Source organism: Thermococcus sp. 9N3, assembly GCF_012027685.1.
In the GTDB taxonomy this organism is placed as follows: Archaea; Methanobacteriota_B; Thermococci; order Thermococcales; family Thermococcaceae; genus Thermococcus; species Thermococcus nautili.
In genome coordinates, this window is the sequence record NZ_SNUV01000001.1 from 870,492 (window position 1) to 884,893 (window position 14,402).

Below are 14,402 nucleotides of genomic sequence, written 5' to 3' on the forward strand. Positions count from 1 at the left end.
TTTAAAAAATTGACTAAGGCTAAAGCAGCTCTATCTCATCCTCTTCCTCGTCCTTCTTTGGCAGTCCTCCTGGGCGCCTCTGCTTCTTCCTCAGGACTTTCTCCTTGAGGGCCTCGAGTTCGCGCCAGTAGTTGTAGGTGACTCCGGCGAGGACGAGGGTCGCCAGGATGAAGATTATCGCCAGGAGCTTCCAGGGGTTGCTCTCCTTCTTCGGTGGGACATAAGCTGAGGCAACGCTGAGTATCTGCTCGGCAAGCGGGGTGGCGTTGTCCATCTTCGCGAGGGTCTGGTTGATGTACGCCGGGAGTTCGTCGGGCTTGGGCCAGACCTTGACTTCCTTGACAATGACCTCCGGTGGGATGCTGTTCACGGTTGCAACGGTTCCAAAGTTAACCTCGTGGGCGTTTCCGAGGGGGTCGAGGTACTTGAGGGTTGCCTTTACGAGGGAGAGGTTCTCTCCGAGAACCTGCAGGGGAACCTTGACGGTCTTAACGTCGCCGGCCTTTATCGTGCCAAGGTTCAGCACGGTCTGGCCCTTCAGCGACTTCGGATAGGTAAGCACCAGCGTCGCGTTCTTGATGAACTCGTAGGTCGGGTTGCCCTTCGAGGCCTGAACGGTCAGGGCGAGCGTTACCGTGCTGTTCACCTTGGCGGTGACGTAGTTGCTCCAGGTGCCGTTGTAGGCGAGGGCGTTAAGCGAGAGCTTGGGTATTGCATAGACTTCGATGTCGGTGAGCGGGGCGGAGTAGATGGTCTTCATCTTGCCGGTCTCAAGGCTCTGGTCGTCGTAGTACGTCACGAGAACCTTGCCGATGTCGAACTTGCCGACCTTCGTGGGCCTGAGGACGTAGACGAGCATTGGGAGCTTGGTAAAGGCGGGGAGGTTCTTTATCTGCCAGCTCTTGGTCATGCTGACGAGCTGGAACCCGTTTGGAATCGGAGCCGCGACGTTGAGCTGATATGCATCGCCCCTGCCAAGGTTCTCAACGCCTATCGAGAGCACTATGTCCTGGCCAAGGAGAACCTTCTTCGGGACGGCGGTTATGTTGGCAACGACCTGAGCCGAGCGGAGTATTGGATTAACTTCGGCTTCAATTGGGCCGTAGACCTTGAGTATGGCCCTCTTGTAGTCGGGCTGGGTCTTGGAGATGGCCACGAGGAACGGAGTTCCCGGTATGGCCTTGGGAACGTCACCTGCTTCTAGGGTGTAGGTTGCGTAGGTTTTATTGGCAGTGTAAACTTCTACCCTCGCCAAATCTGGGATTACTGAGAGGAGCTTGAAGTAGTAAGTGGTGCCGTTGTACTTAACCGGAAGCCTCTCACCCACATAAACGAGGTCGTTGTAGAGGATTGTTGTCTCAACAACGGGGGTCGTTGGGTTCTCCTGGGTCTCCTCCCCAGGGACGGTCACCTTGAGCGTTGTGGACGCGACCCTCGGGATGTAGAGGTTGATTACCGCACCGCTGTTCTTGGTGGTGTTGAGCACCTCAATGGAGAGGTAGCTAACGTATGTGTGAAGGTCATCCAGCTTGTATGAAACGGACCTTGACTGACCCTTTGGGATTTCAAGGGTGTATGAGGCTCCGTAGGGCATCCTAACCGTGAAAGTTGCCTCGGTATCGGAAACGGAGAGGAGCTTTATTTTTATCTGGGGGAATCCGGAGGGAAGGCTGAACTCAGTACCAACGGGTATGGCCTTGCCCGAGTAGAGCTTGGTGAGCGGTGAGCTTATCGTCAGGAGCACGGATTTGGAGTCGCTCTTAATCCAGAGCACCGAGACGTTGAGGAGCATCTTATCGGGGTCACTGGAGGGATACGCCAAAGACTTGCCCACCTTAAGAACGGCGCTCATCCTGCCATCAGGACCTTCAACAGTTAGATAAACGCTGTCCCAGCCAAGGCTCGCATCAGTGAACTTAACAGTGTACGGGCCCAGCTGGGCACTGCCTCCAAGGGGCAGACTGATACCTGTGACACTGGCGTACTTAATGTCCGACGCACCGACACTCCCGATGTGAAGTGCGGATAAAGAGACGAGTACCGCCAAGATTAAAGCCACGAGTTTTCTCATTATGCATACCTCCGTACACCAATATGTACACAATTGCCTACACAATGAAAGGGAGGAAGGTATAAAGGCCTTACGGTGTGAGCCTCTTCCTGTCCCTCGGGAACAGGATAACCTCCCTGATGTTCGGGAGGTCAAGCATCTGCTTTATCAGCCTCTCAGCTCCAAGGCCGAAGCCGCCGTGCGGGGGCATTCCGTAGCGGAAGGCCTTGAGGTAGAACTCGAAGCTCTCTGGATTGAGCCCCTTCTCCTTAATCTGCTCGACGAGAACATCAACGCGGTGCTCCCTCTGGCCACCGGAGGTTATCTCAACTCCCCGGTATTCCAAATCGAAGGCCCTGCAGATTTCTGGCTTATCGTCGTACTTCATTATGTAGAAGGGCTTCGCCTCGCTCGGGTACTTGTAGAGGAAGTAAAGCGGAGCGTTTTCGTTCTCCATCATGTACTTCCCGAGTAGCCTCTCGCCCTCGGTGTCTATGTCTTCGCCCCATGGAATCTCCTTGCCGAGGTCCGCCAGAATCTCAAGGGCCTTATCGTAGCTCAGCCTCGGGAAGGGCAGTTTCGGCTCCTCCAGCTCGAAGTTGAGGGTTTCGAGTTCCTTCGCGTTGTGCTCGCGGACGTAGTTGATTGTATGAGCCACGAGCCTCTCAAGGAGCGCCATTACCTCCTCCTCGCTCTCGATGAAGGCCATCTCCGCGTCAATACTCCACGCCTCGTTGAGGTGCCTCGTCGTGTTGTGCTCCTCCGCCCTGAAAATCGGCGCTATCTCATAAACCCTGTCAAGGCCCGAAGCCATCATTATCTGCTTGTAGAGCTGAGGGCTCTGAGCTAAAAAGGCGTCCTTCTCGAAGTACTTCATTGGAAAGAGCTCCGTTCCGCCCTCGGTTGCCGTCGCTATAATCTTGGGCGTGTGAATCTCGATGAAGCCGTTCTCGTGGAAGAAATCCCTGACCGCCTTGAAGACGCTCGAGCGTATCTTGAATATTGCCATTACCTCCGGCCTTCTGACGTCCATGAAGCGGTTGTCCAGGCGAGTGTCGAGCTCGGCCTTGACCTTCCCGGTCGGGTCGAGGGGTAGAGGTGCCTCCGCCCTGCTGAGGACCTCAAGCTTCTCCGGGAGAATCTCAAAGCCGAGCTTCGCCTTGGGCGTGAAGTTTACAATTCCCTCGACCGCGACGACGTCTTCGCTGTTGAGCTTCGGGATGAGCTTGAATATCTCGGGGTCAACCTTCTTCTTCGGGGCGGTAATCTGGACTATTCCCTCCCTGTCCCTGAGCCAGAGGAACTTGATTCCGCCTAAGTCCTTGACTTCCCACACCCAGCCGGCCACTTTAACGCGCTGGCCGTTGAGTTCTTCGGTTATCTCGCTCGAGTAGTGCGTCCTGTACATGGCCAATCCCCAGAAGGAGTAGGGGCGAGCTTTTAAAGGTATTCGATTGCACCAAAACATTAATCTACTCCCAACCGAAGTTTGGAATGGTGAGAAGATGAGCGAGACCGTGAGCACTTCCAGCGAGGTTACAAAGCTCATGGCCGAGAGCATAGCGAAGAAAATAGGTGAAAAGCCGGAAGATGTTCTGTGGTTCTTTGAGCTTAAGAGCCTCATCGAAGCTTCTCGCTCTGGGAAGCTTGACAGACTCGCACCCAAATCGGATAAATCCGTTGGGATAGACCAGTCACTGGAAAAGCTCCTCGATGCTGGAAAGAAAAACTTCAGGAAATACAAGAGGATAGAAGAGAAACTCAGGAAAGCCGGTTTGGTGTGAGCCAATGCCAAAACTCCGAACCGTCATTGACACGTCGATTTTAGTGAGCGCGCTTAAATCCAGAGATGAAACCAGAAGCCCGGCGTGGAAGATTCTGGAAATGCTAAAAACCAAGGAGATTGAAAACTACGTTACTCCTGAAATACTCGATGAGATGGAGATTACTCTGTTCTCGATAGCGATGGAGTTCGCAACTCCCGAAACGTATTGGAACCTCGTGGATAAAGCCAATAGGATACTGGGCATAATCCGCTCTAATTCGAAGTTTCGTGAGCCCAAACACGCTCTGAGAGATAAGGAGACTCTTGTAAAACTCCAAGACCCCGATGATGTGAAATTCCTTGAGGCGGTTTTCGCGTCCAAAGCAAAGTATCTCATCACAGAGAACACGAAGCACTTCGGGAACTTTGTCTTAAAGGACGACTCCAGAACGGGCCGAGCAAGGATTATGAATCACTATTTTTACGTGCTTACAGCTCGGGAATTCATAAGGGAAGTCAAGAAAAGATAGGGTCAGACAAACGAAATCTTGACCTCCTTTCCAACTATCTGGCTCAGGACGCTCTCGAGTATCTCGGGCTTCTCCGGGAGCTTCTTCCTGTCCCTGCCGAAGACGAGAACCTTGTAGTAGGTCTCACCTCCGGGCCTGTAAACGACGTTGACGCCGAAGACACCGGCAGGATAGAGCAGGTCGGAGGCGAGCTTCTTGAGCTCGTCGGTTGATTCCGCCTTCATGCCCTCGATGACCCTAACGCGCTTTCCGAGCTCCCTTATGAGGGTCTTTATGTTCTTCCCACCCTTGCCGATGGTTATCGGGACGTCTCCCTCTCCGACAACGATAACGATAAGGTCCCCGGCCTCGACGGCCTTCTTGAACTCGATGTCAACGTCGCCGAGGAGCTTGTAGAGTAAGCGTGCAACCTTAACGTCCAGCTCGGAGATTATACCCTCCTGAAGCTTTTTCTCGTCAGCGGGGCAGAGAATGTCGTCGGTCTTGAGACAAACCTCACAGATTGGCGCCTTCACGTTCTCACCTCCTTAGAATGACCTTGATGGGCTAACCCTTAATTCAGGAAGCCCTTTAAAAAGGTTATTATGTGGCTCGAAAGGGGAAGAACTCAAAGCTCGCCCTCGATTTCCCGCCGAATTCTCTCGATGAACTCAACGGTAAAGCGGTGCCTGTCCTCGGCGATGCGCTTCGCGGTTTCGGTGTACATCAGGTCCTTGAGCTTGAGTATCTTCTCCTCAAAGTGCCTGAGGGATGCTTCAATATCCCTCCCGTGCTCGCCGGAGTACATGAAGACTCTCGCTATACCTATCGCGCCTATCGCGTCGAGCTTGTCCGCGTCGCTGAGTATCTTCGCCTCGAGCGTTCTCGGCTCCGGACCCCTTGAAAAGCGGTGGGCCTCTATTGCGTGAGCAACCGCCTCTGCCTTCTCCTCCGGATAACCGAGGCTCAATAGGAAGCGCTTAGCCATCTTCGCGCCCTCTATCGCGTGGTCTTCAACTTTGCCGGCGTCCTCAAGGGGCCTCGCTATGTCGTGGAGGAGCGAGGCGAGGGCGAGGACTTCGAGGTCCGCCCCTTCCTCCCTGCCTATGTGCATGCAGAGGTTGAAGACCCTCTCCACGTGGCTGAATCCGTGCGTTCCCTCCCTCTCAAAGAAACCCCTCGCGAACTCGCGCGTCCTCTCTATGAGCGCCCGCGTCCTGGCGTCGGGTATGAACTTCTCAAGCTTCATAGCGCATCGGTTGGAGAAAAAGGAAGGGGTTTAAAAGGATAACCCGGACTCAATGACCCTCTTTAGCTGGAAAGACTCAACGACGTCAAGGAAGGAAGTTGAGTGTTCAACGACTTCACTTCCCTCGGGGAGTCTAGCGGTTCCCGAGAAGAAGCGGTATGTACCGTTTTTGATTACGTGGCCGAATTCCCTGAGGAGCGATAGAACAGCCTCGTCGCCGAGCAGGTTCTCTCCAGTTAAATGAGCCTTAAGTGTCATGCCGTTTTCAACGACCAAGCGCCACTCTCTGTCTCCAGCGCGAACCTGAAGCCAACCGCTGAAGGAGCGGTAAAGCTTTAGTAGGCCCTCAACGTTATCGCCGCTGATGCTCGCGAAGGGAAACGAACTCACGCGGAGTGTCGGTCTTTCGGAGAGTATCTCCCTGGATGATGCCGCATAGAGTTCGTAGGCCTTTACTAAACCTCCAGCCAACGCATTTTCTATGTCTTCCACTGCGACCTCTCCCTCCCTGGCGTAGCCCTGGAGCACTGACTCCACGAACGCTCCAACAACCTTTCCAGAGCTAACGAAAAGAAACGCCCTCCTAAGGTCCCCTCCCTCGCGCCAAGAAAAGAGAACGTAGCCGTCCCCGAGGCTTTTAATGACCTCGGGAAGGCTTTCATTAGTTTCTATCCGTATCAGTTTGCCCCCAAACATCCGCTTTCACCGGCTAAAGCATTGAAGCGACCTTCTGGGCGTTCCTCTTGAGGTAAATCCTGACGAGGCCGAGGTTGACCTTCGGGTCTGTGAGAACCGTCAGGACCGCGTTTTCACCCGCCTCGACGGTAATGATTTTGCCCTTCGGCGATTCGAGCGTGACCATGTCAACGGCTTCCTCGTGGAAGACCTCATTGGACACGTTGAGTGCAGTACCGTAGATGGTCGCGACCATCGCGGCGACGCTCTCAACGTCTATCGTCCTGTCGCTCGCCTGACCCTCGATGAGGAGACCGTCCTTGCTCACTATGGCAACTCCCTTGACGCCATCAACCCTGAGAAGGTCTGCAATAACGTTCTCAAACATTCACATCACCCCAGAATCAGCATATCAACTTCAACGTGCTTGTCCGAAACGCGAATTTCCTTAATCAGGACGTTCTTTCCGCTGAACTTCTTGATGGCGACGGCTATGGCGTTGGCCATCGGGTAGAGCATGGGCTTCATGCCCTTCTTCTCGAGTAGCTGAAGGGCGTACAGGTCCATCGGGTTGTCGAGCTTCAAGGTGACGTTGTTTCCGTTCACGATGATTTCACCCCTCTCGGCAAACCCGAGGGTGTTTATCATAACCTCTGTGAAGCGGTTGAGGAGCTCCTGGGGGTCATCGCTTCCCTCAAAGTTCAGTCCGTACTCCTCCATCATTGTATTCAGAAGCTCCTCACCAACAGAGTTTCCAAGTCCCTTGGCTCCAGCCCCGAGGACTTTGTATATTCCGTAGAGAATCAGGTTGTTTATTTTAGTCGCCATTTCCTCAGACCTCTCATTAACCCTCTCCACGACCTTCGCCTCCGTCATGGGTGACACCCCTCGAAGGGGCAGGTCAGCAACACGATGTCACGACGCGATATAATATTTGCCGCCTATTATTTGGAAAAGATTTCGCATTAGTTATATAAACCTGCCAAATTAGTAGCACACAACGACCTATGAAGCTCAAACCAGAGGACGTTGAAAAGATACTGAAGCTCCGAGAGGATGGAATGAAGCTCGATGAAATCGCGGCGGTGCTGGGCGTGTCGCGAAGGCGCGTACTCCAGGTTCTTAAAACGAAACAGATTAAAACTCCAGGCAGGAAAAAGAAAGAACTTCCATCAGAAATAGTAAACCTCATAGTCGATTTAAAGGAGCGGGGGCATACCATAGAGGAAATCCACAACCACCTCTTGAAGACGGGGGTTAAAATATCTCGGTACAAGGTTTGGAGCGTCATCAGGGAGCACAGAACAAAGCAAATCTCGGGAGAAATCCTTCAAACGCTTCTTGAGTGGGACGCGGTCGTTGGGATTCTAGTTCTCCACATCACGCTGAAGGAACAGCGCAACAGACTCCTCCTCATGGTTGATGTCAAAAACTGCAAAATACTTCTGTGGAAGCTTGCAGAGTCACTCAGGCTCAAACCCATCATAGACACAATCGATGGAGTTTTAGAATGCCTGAAGGGAAAGCGAACCCTCATTCTTCTCTCAAGAACGCCTCCGCTCGTTCCAACCAGAGGCAAAGACAACAAATTGACGAGGCACCTAAAGAACCTTGGAGTCGAATACCAGTGGATAACCTCAGAGGAGCTAATTCGAATTCAAAAACGGCTTTCGAGGAGGATTTCAAAAGAAATCTCCCATGAGAATCCGTATGAATGGTTCAAAACGCGGGGAGTTGAACTCGTCGAGACCTCGTGTTCATCATATATGAAACGCATTGGGATGGAGGTTGGTAAAGATGGGCCTGCTTGATAGGCTTAGGAAACTTCTGAGACCGGAGAGCCAAGAGTTTTTGGACTTTAAAGATATGCTCCTCAGAAAGTTCGAAATAAGCGGCTTCCTTCTCGCAACTACCGAGGGCCTGCCCATAGGCGGGACGCTTGAATCCCCCGAGGAGCTCTCCGCAAAGCTGCCCGAGCTCAAGAAGGGACTGGCGGAGATAGAGTCCTCCAACGACTACCTTGTGATAACCCCAAGCGCGGTTTACTGCATCCTGCAGGTCACGAGCGACGTGATGATGCTGACAAAGGGCAGGAGGGTCCTCACCTGGGAGGAAATTGAAGAACTGAAACTGGCCACAAGGGAGGAGCTCAAACTTTAGAGATTGAACTCGACAATCCCGTTCAGAAACTCAACGAAAGCAACGTGAACCTCGATTGGAATCCCGTCGACGCTCACTTCCCTTTTCTTGCTGACGCCGTCAATGAGACCACTCTCAACGAGGAGCCTGACGACAAAAGTCTCCTCCCAGCCGGAGAGAAGGTTCTTCCCGAGCTCCAGAGAGGCCTGGGCTATCAGACCATAGGCCCCCCAGTTAGAGACAGCAGAGAGGATAAGCTCATCGGTCTCGATTGTAGAGGCTATCTTCTCCCCGTGCGGAACGTAGCGAACCACCAAATCCCGAACCTTCCCCATACCAATCTCGTTGCCCCCGTCGCCGATTCCAATCGTTGGAACGCCGTGCTCTTTTGCATCTTCCACAACCCAGTCGAAGGTCTCTCCAACGATTGGAAGGCCGGACATGGAGTAGTGGTTGCCGTCCTGAGCCTTTCCGGGCGTTTCGACGAAGATTACGAGGTCGTAGCTTGAGACGTCTGGTTCCCCGGCAAAGCGCAGGGAAAGGGCCTTCTGGAAGGGAATCATCGCGTTGATGACCTCTTCCTGAGCGAGAATCTCGGCTTCCCCACCGAGCTCCCTGACGGCACGGTACAGTGCCAGCGCCCCCGGTGGGCCGTCGGTTTCCGGAACGTTCATCGGGGGGATTGGAAAGCCGGTAACGATTAGCACTTTTCCATAATTATCTAAAAACAGCTTTGCAGAATTATGTAAAAAATTAAAGTCCCTCCTCCGGTAGTCGAGGTATAGCCTTCCGACGCCCCTGCCACCGACGTCGGTGTTTATCAGGTGGGCAATCATTCTTCCACCTCGTAGACAACAACCCTAACCTTCCTGCCCTTGACAGCCTCCTTGAGCTTCCACCAGAGCTCCGTTGGTTCCTCGCTCCTGTGGACGAGTTTATCTCCGGGCCTTATCTCAACCTCTTTCTCCGAGTAGCGGACGAAAACACCCTCCCCACTGAACAGCTCCTTCATACCCATCACCCCAGTACCTTCCTAAGCTCGTGGAGGGTTCTAATCTCGTAATCGGCCATGTGGTAGCCGTCCGAGCCGTCGCGGTTAATCCAGACGGCGGTCATACCAACGTGCTTGGCGCCATAAACGTCCTGGCTGAGGGAGTCGCCAACGTAGAGGGCATCTCCAGGCTCAACGCCAAGCAGTTCAAGGGCGTGGAGAAAAATCTTCGGCTCGGGCTTTATCGCCTTCACGTCCTCCCGCGTCACGATTACATCGAAGTATTTATCGAGCCCGGTAAGTTCGAGCTTCAGCCTCTGGTACTCAGGTCCGCTCGTAACGACACCGAGCCGGTAGCCATTGCTCCTCAGCCACTCAAGGGTGGGCACAACGTCCGGGTAAACGTGGAGCTTGTGGGGGTACTTTCTCAGAAGGTCCTCGTAGTTGAGGTCAACGTTGAAGAGCCTGAAGAAGAAGTTCCAGTCGTGCCAGTCGTAGGTGTCCCTCCTCGCCATAATCTCGTTGAGGAACCGCTCCCTCGCTTCTTCCTTAGTGACCCCGAGCCTCTTCGCGAGTTCATCGTAGACCCAGGGAAGGAAGAGCTGAATAAGTGGCATTTCCGTGAGCAGGGTTCCATCAACGTCAAAGAGAACCGCCTTCATCCTCCCACCCCTTCACGAGCAGCGCGAGTATCTCGACGTCCCTGACGTTCTCATCGGTCACGACGCCCCAGATTATGTCCTTCTCGGCAAGGATTTTCTGGAAACGCGACAGTATCTCGTGGGCCCCCTTCAGTGGGAAGTCGTTCCCGACGAGGATTCCTATCAGACCCCTCTCCCATATTCCCCAGTGCCAGCTGAAATCAACTCTATCGAGAAGGCGCATTATGCCGACGTTGCCCCCGCGAATCATGTTGAACAGGTCGGCGTAGTCTATGTTGACCAGCATCTGGTTTTCGAGGTAGTAGTAGAGCCTCGAAAAGAGCTCGGCTATCGAAACCGATGCCCGCTCGAAGGCAACCCCCAAAGGCACGTCCTCGCTCAGGAAGTCCCAGAGGGAGTCGTAGAAGACGGTCTCGAAGTTATCAGCCCAAACTGGCTTCTCGTGGATGAGCTCCCTCCTCGGCGTGAGGACGTAGGCGAGCTTTATCGCGTCCGAGGGGCTGTGTTCGAGGATAAGGTCAACCAGTTCGAGGTTTATCTCCTTGTCCTCGAAGAGAAGCCACAGAAAGGTGTCCTCGGGCAGGTGCGAGAAGAAGTCCCTGATTCTCTCCGCGTAGCGCCCCGGGCGCAGAAGGTAGTGGCCGGGATTGATTGTCACCCTAACCACGCCGTCGGCGCTTATCCTGTCGACTATCCTGGCTCCAGCGTTGCCGATTCCAACAAAAAGGTGAGTGAAAGAGCGCATCGCAACCCTCACTCAAGGGTCGCGTGCTTCTTCTTCATATCCTTTTCGGTCTTCTGGAAGGTCGCCATGAGAAGGGCTATGATACCGTCAAGGAACACCATCGTTGAGTCCTCGAAGAGGGTTCCCATCGGGGCGACCCACTTGTACTTGGTGAGCATCTGGCGCGCTATGTAGTCGGTCGGGATGTCTGTCTTTGCCCTTCCCGGAATCTCAACGACGACGTCTGCCAGCTTTCCGAGGGTCGAGTTGGCGTAGGAGGTTATGGCAACGACCTTTCCGCCCTCCTTCTTGGCTATCTTTGCAGCATCGACTATGCTCGTAGTCTCACCGGAACCGCTGATGGCTATGAGCAGGTCGCCCTGCTCGAAGGCGGGCGTTATGGTTTCACCGACGACGTAGACGTTGAAGTCGAGGTGCATTAGTCTCATAGCGAAGGCCTTTCCGACGAGCCCGCTCCTTCCTGCCCCGTAGATGAATATCTTGTTGGCCCCAATCATGGCATCAACGAAGCCGCGAACCTGCTCGAGCTTGAGGCTGTCGGCAACGTTCCCTATGTGCTCAACGATGTCCTTCATGGCCTTCCTGATGGTCTGCATGTACTCGCCCCAGAAGAGGTCGATTATCTGCCTCGTGACCTTCTCCGGGTCCTTGGCCTTGGTTATGGCGCTTCCGACGATGATTATCGTCGCGCCGAGCTCTATGACCTTCGGAATCGTTTCAAGGTTCAGACCGCCGGCGACCGCGACGGGAACCTTAACGGCCTTGACGACCTCCTCAAGGTCCTGCAGGGGGCTCTTGCCCTGGGCCTGCTCGTCTATACCCGTGTGGACGAGTATGTAGTGAACGCCCATCTTTTCGAGCTCTTTGGCGCGCTTGACCTTATCCTTGACGCCGATTAGGTCAACCATAACCCTAATTCCGTACCTTCTCGCGACGTCAACGGCGTCCTTTATGGTTTTGTCGTCCGCGACACCGAGAATAGAAACGACGTCCGCTCCGTGCCTCGCGGCCATCTCGACTTCCAAAGCTCCGGTGTCCATCGTCTTGAGGTCGGCGACAATCTTCCTGTCCGGGAAGCGTCTCTTGAGAAGCTCAACGGCACGCATGCCTTCCTTCTTGATGAGTGGCGTCCCGACTTCAAGCCAGTGAGCGCCACCGCGAGCGGCCTTCTCAGCTATAGAGATGGCCTGCTCGATGTCGGTCAAATCAAGGGCGACCTGGAGTATCATGGCGAGACCTCCGAAAGGTTTTCGATTTATGGTTTCGGGGCGACTTTTTAAAGTTTGGCTTTGAAAATTTACAAAAAAATGCCGAAAATTTTCGTCAAGGTTTAAAAAAGAAGCCCCTAATCCTTTTCGGTGGGTTGAATGGTCACCTTCATCCCCTTCGGCGAGAGACCCAACAGGGAAGGCGTGCTCTACGCGCTCCAGCTTTTGAAGAGGAACAAGCTGATTGACGACTACGTCATCGTCGAAGCCAGCAGGGTCGAACTGCTCGCGGACAGGGTTCCCCAGGACAGGGCTTACATAATCGGTGAGCACCTCGCCACCTACGGTATAATAGAGAAGCTCCAGCCCAAATCTTTAATCAGCGTTGACGCCCACACCGATTTAATGCACGACTACCTCGACCACGGCTCATGGCTGGCTTACGCCCTCGAGCGAAGGCTAATCGAGAGGGCCGCTGTGATGGCCCCGGTTCTCATGATTCCAACGACCGAGCGAACCCAGCTCTGGACGAGGCGCGTCAAGGTCTTCCCGGCAACGCTAAGGAGCAGGAAAGTTCGCGGAAAGTGGAGGGCCTACAAGAACTTCCAGACGAACTCGGTCGATGAGATAATGGACGAGGCGAAGAAGTACCTCGGCGAGGAAGTCTACCTGACCGTCGATATGGACGTTCTGAGGCCCGAGTACAAGATAGCCCGCTTCCAGCACGGGGAGCTAACGCTCGAGGAACTCCTTGAAATCCTTGAGGCCATAAAGGAGAACTTCAAAATAATCGCCTTCGACATAGCCGAGATTTCCGACAGGCTGAGGCGCTCAAGGCTCGGAAAGAAGGCCTTTTTTGAGGTCTTCCAGCTCCTGATGGGGTGATGCCATGTCGATTAGCGACGAGGAGATACGGAAGATAATCATGCCCCTGATGCTGTCCGGCGCGAAGATGCTCGACAGACACTGTCCAAAGTGTGGCTCCCCACTCTTCGAGAAGGACGGCAGGGTTTTCTGTCCGGTCTGCGAGCACAGGAAGAAGCAGATGGCGAGCGAGATGAAAGGGGTTGAGGAGAGGCTCATGGAGAAGCTCACCGAGCTGGCGAACTCGATGCCCGACGACATCGAGGAGCTTGAGAAACACTTAAGGGTTATGGAGCTGATAATCAACCTGTTGGAAAGGTACAAGGCTCTGGAGGGAGGGGGATGAAGAACGTGAAGGTCCTTAAGGCCCTCGAAAACGGCCCGAAGACGGTTGAGGAGATAGCCGAAGAAACCGGCATCAAGCCGATGGAGGTAAGGCGCTACCTGCTCCGCTTCGCCGAGAGCGGAAAGGTCGAGAGCTACCAGAAGGACGGCAAGCTCTACTGGAAGCTGAAGGAGAGAGACGAGCTCGAAGAGGAGTTCAAGTACGTCTAACCTCTTTTTTCATATTCGGATTTCATATTCAGAATCCAAAAACGATAAGCGGAAACAAAAAGAAAGGGGAATCAGACCTTCTTGGCCTTCTCCCAGTACTCGTTGAACTTGGCCTCGAAGAGGGCCTTAATCCTGAAGTCCTTAATCCAGACCTGGGTCTCGTAGTTGAAGTAGCGCGCGGCCATGTCCTCGAGGGCGAAGAAGACCTCGTCGTCGCAGATGAGCATCGGGAGGTCGAACTTGTCGAGGACCCTGAGCTCGAGCTTGCCCTTCTTGGCGTAGTCGAGAATCTTCGAGCCCTCAATCCTCTTGAGTACGGGCTCGGTGACGATTATCTTGGCCTTGGCGCCGTTGTCAATGGCCTTGAGGAGGTCGCTCTCGAGGTTGATGGCTATGTAGCCGTCGTCGGCGAGGAGAATCTGCTCCTTGACGTCCTCGAACATCTCTCTGGTCTTGAGGGTCGCGTTCCTTATTCCCCTGACGACCCAAACGCGCTCGACACCGTACTTCGGAATCTCGGTCTCGATGAGGGGCTTCATGAGCTGGAGGAGCTCCTCCTTCGCCTGCTTCTTGGCCTCAAGTTCCTCCTTGACGCGCTCCTGCCACTCCTCGATGAACTTCTCAAGGATGTTCTCCGGGTGAACGGGCCTGTACTTGTTGACCTTGCCCGGCTGGCTAATGGCAAAGCCCTTCTTCTCAAGGCTCCTGAGAACATCGTAGGTTCTCGGCGCGGGAACCTCCGAGACGCTGGCGAGCTCGGCAGGGGTGAGAACGCCGAAGCCGACGAGGGCGACGTACGCCCTAGCCTCGTAGAGGTTCAACTCGAAGTGCTCCTGAAGGAGTTCCACCATCCTGTCCTTAACCATCTTTACCACCACCACATTTTCTATTCATATTTTCGAAGGAATCCATTATAAACTTTTTCCAAACACTGGGAGTGTTGCATACAAACACACTCAGATTGCAACTAGTGACTCCCCGAGATAAAAC

General features: G+C 53.9%; 20 protein-coding genes. 7 read left to right on the forward strand and 13 right to left on the reverse strand.

All coding sequences use genetic code 11. The features are described from left to right. Positions 1-19: 19 nt before the first annotated feature. Positions 20-2,071: a BatD family protein gene (locus E3E30_RS04860; protein ID WP_167728609.1), complete on the reverse strand. Its 2,052-nt coding sequence runs from the start codon at positions 2,069-2,071 to the stop codon at positions 20-22. Positions 2,072-2,141: 70 nt separating this feature from the next. After that, complete coding sequence (gene aspS / locus E3E30_RS04865; RefSeq protein ID WP_167728964.1) at positions 2,142-3,458, reverse strand: aspartate--tRNA(Asn) ligase; 1,317 nt, start codon at positions 3,456-3,458, stop codon at positions 2,142-2,144. Between the two features lie 97 nt (positions 3,459-3,555). Here aspS and E3E30_RS04870 point away from each other — a divergent pair, with 97 nt between their 5' ends. Together E3E30_RS04870 and E3E30_RS04875 are read left to right on the forward strand one after the other, a co-directional pair. Continuing rightward, a complete protein-coding gene (locus tag E3E30_RS04870) occupies positions 3,556-3,834 on the forward strand; it encodes a hypothetical protein (protein ID WP_167728610.1) in 279 nt (92 codons plus the stop codon). Positions 3,835-3,838: 4 nt separating this feature from the next. Further along, a complete protein-coding gene (locus E3E30_RS04875) occupies positions 3,839-4,345 on the forward strand; it encodes a putative toxin-antitoxin system toxin component, PIN family (protein ID WP_167728611.1) in 507 nt (168 codons plus the stop codon). Between the two features lie 2 nt (positions 4,346-4,347). Here E3E30_RS04875 and E3E30_RS04880 read toward each other — a convergent pair whose 3' ends face one another. From E3E30_RS04880 to E3E30_RS04900, 5 genes are all read right to left on the reverse strand, one after another. Then, positions 4,348-4,860, reverse strand: coding sequence for a KH domain-containing protein (locus E3E30_RS04880; RefSeq protein ID WP_042689068.1), 513 nt, complete (start codon positions 4,858-4,860; stop codon positions 4,348-4,350). A gap of 92 nt (positions 4,861-4,952) precedes the next feature. Further along, a complete protein-coding gene (locus E3E30_RS04885) occupies positions 4,953-5,573 on the reverse strand; it encodes an HD domain-containing protein (RefSeq protein WP_167728612.1) in 621 nt (206 codons plus the stop codon). A gap of 30 nt (positions 5,574-5,603) precedes the next feature. Continuing rightward, positions 5,604-6,269, reverse strand: coding sequence for a DUF2226 domain-containing protein (locus E3E30_RS04890; protein WP_167728613.1), 666 nt, complete (start codon positions 6,267-6,269; stop codon positions 5,604-5,606). 13 nt (positions 6,270-6,282) lie between these two features. After that, on the reverse strand, positions 6,283-6,636 hold the full coding sequence (locus E3E30_RS04895) for a roadblock/LC7 domain-containing protein (RefSeq protein ID WP_015859493.1): 354 nt from the start codon (positions 6,634-6,636) through the stop codon (positions 6,283-6,285). A 5-nt stretch (positions 6,637-6,641) separates the two neighbouring features. Then, entirely contained in the window at positions 6,642-7,124 is a 483-nt protein-coding gene (locus E3E30_RS04900) for a hypothetical protein (RefSeq protein ID WP_042689060.1), read from the reverse strand. Positions 7,125-7,255: 131 nt separating this feature from the next. Here E3E30_RS04900 and E3E30_RS04905 point away from each other — a divergent pair, with 131 nt between their 5' ends. Then, positions 7,256-8,059: a hypothetical protein gene (locus E3E30_RS04905; protein WP_167728614.1), complete on the forward strand. Its 804-nt coding sequence runs from the start codon at positions 7,256-7,258 to the stop codon at positions 8,057-8,059. After that, positions 8,046-8,408, forward strand: coding sequence for a hypothetical protein (locus tag E3E30_RS04910; protein WP_167728615.1), 363 nt, complete (start codon positions 8,046-8,048; stop codon positions 8,406-8,408). Before E3E30_RS04905 ends, E3E30_RS04910 begins: the two co-directional genes overlap by 14 nt. On the opposite strand, the gene E3E30_RS04915 is transcribed toward E3E30_RS04910, so the two are convergent. Genes E3E30_RS04915 through hxlAB form a run of 5 tightly spaced genes read right to left on the reverse strand, consistent with a single transcriptional unit; the run spans position 8,405 to position 12,014 of the window. Next, positions 8,405-9,223 carry a glutamate cyclase domain-containing protein gene (locus E3E30_RS04915; RefSeq protein ID WP_167728616.1) on the reverse strand — a complete coding sequence of 273 codons (819 nt, stop codon included), beginning with the start codon at positions 9,221-9,223 and terminating at the stop codon, positions 8,405-8,407. The genes E3E30_RS04910 and E3E30_RS04915 overlap by 4 nt on opposite strands. After that, positions 9,220-9,399, reverse strand: coding sequence for a hypothetical protein (locus E3E30_RS04920; protein WP_167728965.1), 180 nt, complete (start codon positions 9,397-9,399; stop codon positions 9,220-9,222). The genes E3E30_RS04915 and E3E30_RS04920 overlap by 4 nt, the downstream gene beginning before the upstream one ends. Before the next feature lie 5 nt (positions 9,400-9,404). Next, complete coding sequence (locus E3E30_RS04925; RefSeq protein WP_167728617.1) at positions 9,405-10,040, reverse strand: TIGR02253 family HAD-type hydrolase; 636 nt, start codon at positions 10,038-10,040, stop codon at positions 9,405-9,407. Continuing rightward, positions 10,021-10,785, reverse strand: a complete 765-nt coding sequence (locus E3E30_RS04930; RefSeq protein ID WP_167728966.1) for a hypothetical protein — start codon at positions 10,783-10,785, stop codon at positions 10,021-10,023. The genes E3E30_RS04925 and E3E30_RS04930 overlap by 20 nt, the downstream gene beginning before the upstream one ends. Before the next feature lie 8 nt (positions 10,786-10,793). Next, positions 10,794-12,014: a bifunctional 3-hexulose-6-phosphate synthase/6-phospho-3-hexuloisomerase gene (hxlAB, locus tag E3E30_RS04935; protein ID WP_042689044.1), complete on the reverse strand. Its 1,221-nt coding sequence runs from the start codon at positions 12,012-12,014 to the stop codon at positions 10,794-10,796. 138 nt (positions 12,015-12,152) lie between these two features. Here hxlAB and E3E30_RS04940 point away from each other — a divergent pair, with 138 nt between their 5' ends. Genes E3E30_RS04940 through E3E30_RS04950 form a run of 3 tightly spaced genes read left to right on the forward strand, consistent with a single transcriptional unit; the run spans position 12,153 to position 13,412 of the window. Beyond that, positions 12,153-12,878 carry an arginase family protein gene (locus tag E3E30_RS04940; RefSeq protein ID WP_167728618.1) on the forward strand — a complete coding sequence of 242 codons (726 nt, stop codon included), beginning with the start codon at positions 12,153-12,155 and terminating at the stop codon, positions 12,876-12,878. Positions 12,879-12,882: 4 nt separating this feature from the next. Next, the gene (locus E3E30_RS04945; protein WP_167728619.1) at positions 12,883-13,203 is read left to right on the forward strand and encodes an Sjogren's syndrome/scleroderma autoantigen 1 family protein; all 321 of its coding nucleotides are present in this window, start codon (positions 12,883-12,885) and stop codon (positions 13,201-13,203) included. Further along, positions 13,200-13,412, forward strand: coding sequence for an ArsR family transcriptional regulator (locus tag E3E30_RS04950; protein ID WP_042689035.1), 213 nt, complete (start codon positions 13,200-13,202; stop codon positions 13,410-13,412). The genes E3E30_RS04945 and E3E30_RS04950 overlap by 4 nt, the downstream gene beginning before the upstream one ends. A 71-nt stretch (positions 13,413-13,483) precedes the next feature. Here the strand turns inward: E3E30_RS04950 and trmBL2 are convergent, their stop codons facing one another. Further along, the gene (gene trmBL2 / locus E3E30_RS04955) at positions 13,484-14,278 is read right to left on the reverse strand and encodes an HTH-type transcriptional regulator TrmBL2 (RefSeq protein ID WP_042689033.1); all 795 of its coding nucleotides are present in this window, start codon (positions 14,276-14,278) and stop codon (positions 13,484-13,486) included. Positions 14,279-14,402 lie beyond the last annotated feature (124 nt).

Coding starts and splice junctions, on each gene's coding strand:
- E3E30_RS04915 (WP_167728616.1), bottom strand. CDS start 9,223: ATGATTGCCCACCTGATAAACACCGACGTCGGTGGCAGGGGCGTCGGA.
- E3E30_RS04895 (WP_015859493.1), bottom strand. CDS start 6,636: ATGTTTGAGAACGTTATTGCAGACCTTCTCAGGGTTGATGGCGTCAAG.
- E3E30_RS04885 (WP_167728612.1), bottom strand. CDS start 5,573: ATGAAGCTTGAGAAGTTCATACCCGACGCCAGGACGCGGGCGCTCATA.
- aspS (WP_167728964.1), bottom strand. CDS start 3,458: ATGTACAGGACGCACTACTCGAGCGAGATAACCGAAGAACTCAACGGC.
- E3E30_RS04905 (WP_167728614.1), top strand. CDS start 7,256: ATGAAGCTCAAACCAGAGGACGTTGAAAAGATACTGAAGCTCCGAGAG.
- hxlAB (WP_042689044.1), bottom strand. CDS start 12,014: ATGATACTCCAGGTCGCCCTTGATTTGACCGACATCGAGCAGGCCATC.
- E3E30_RS04920 (WP_167728965.1), bottom strand. CDS start 9,399: ATGAAGGAGCTGTTCAGTGGGGAGGGTGTTTTCGTCCGCTACTCGGAG.
- trmBL2 (WP_042689033.1), bottom strand. CDS start 14,278: ATGGTTAAGGACAGGATGGTGGAACTCCTTCAGGAGCACTTCGAGTTG.
- E3E30_RS04925 (WP_167728617.1), bottom strand. CDS start 10,040: ATGAAGGCGGTTCTCTTTGACGTTGATGGAACCCTGCTCACGGAAATG.
- E3E30_RS04930 (WP_167728966.1), bottom strand. CDS start 10,785: ATGCGCTCTTTCACTCACCTTTTTGTTGGAATCGGCAACGCTGGAGCC.
- E3E30_RS04910 (WP_167728615.1), top strand. CDS start 8,046: ATGGGCCTGCTTGATAGGCTTAGGAAACTTCTGAGACCGGAGAGCCAA.
- E3E30_RS04945 (WP_167728619.1), top strand. CDS start 12,883: ATGTCGATTAGCGACGAGGAGATACGGAAGATAATCATGCCCCTGATG.
- E3E30_RS04900 (WP_042689060.1), bottom strand. CDS start 7,124: ATGACGGAGGCGAAGGTCGTGGAGAGGGTTAATGAGAGGTCTGAGGAA.
- E3E30_RS04875 (WP_167728611.1), top strand. CDS start 3,839: ATGCCAAAACTCCGAACCGTCATTGACACGTCGATTTTAGTGAGCGCG.
- E3E30_RS04870 (WP_167728610.1), top strand. CDS start 3,556: ATGAGCGAGACCGTGAGCACTTCCAGCGAGGTTACAAAGCTCATGGCC.
- E3E30_RS04950 (WP_042689035.1), top strand. CDS start 13,200: ATGAAGAACGTGAAGGTCCTTAAGGCCCTCGAAAACGGCCCGAAGACG.
- E3E30_RS04860 (WP_167728609.1), bottom strand. CDS start 2,071: ATGAGAAAACTCGTGGCTTTAATCTTGGCGGTACTCGTCTCTTTATCC.
- E3E30_RS04940 (WP_167728618.1), top strand. CDS start 12,153: ATGGTCACCTTCATCCCCTTCGGCGAGAGACCCAACAGGGAAGGCGTG.
- E3E30_RS04890 (WP_167728613.1), bottom strand. CDS start 6,269: ATGTTTGGGGGCAAACTGATACGGATAGAAACTAATGAAAGCCTTCCC.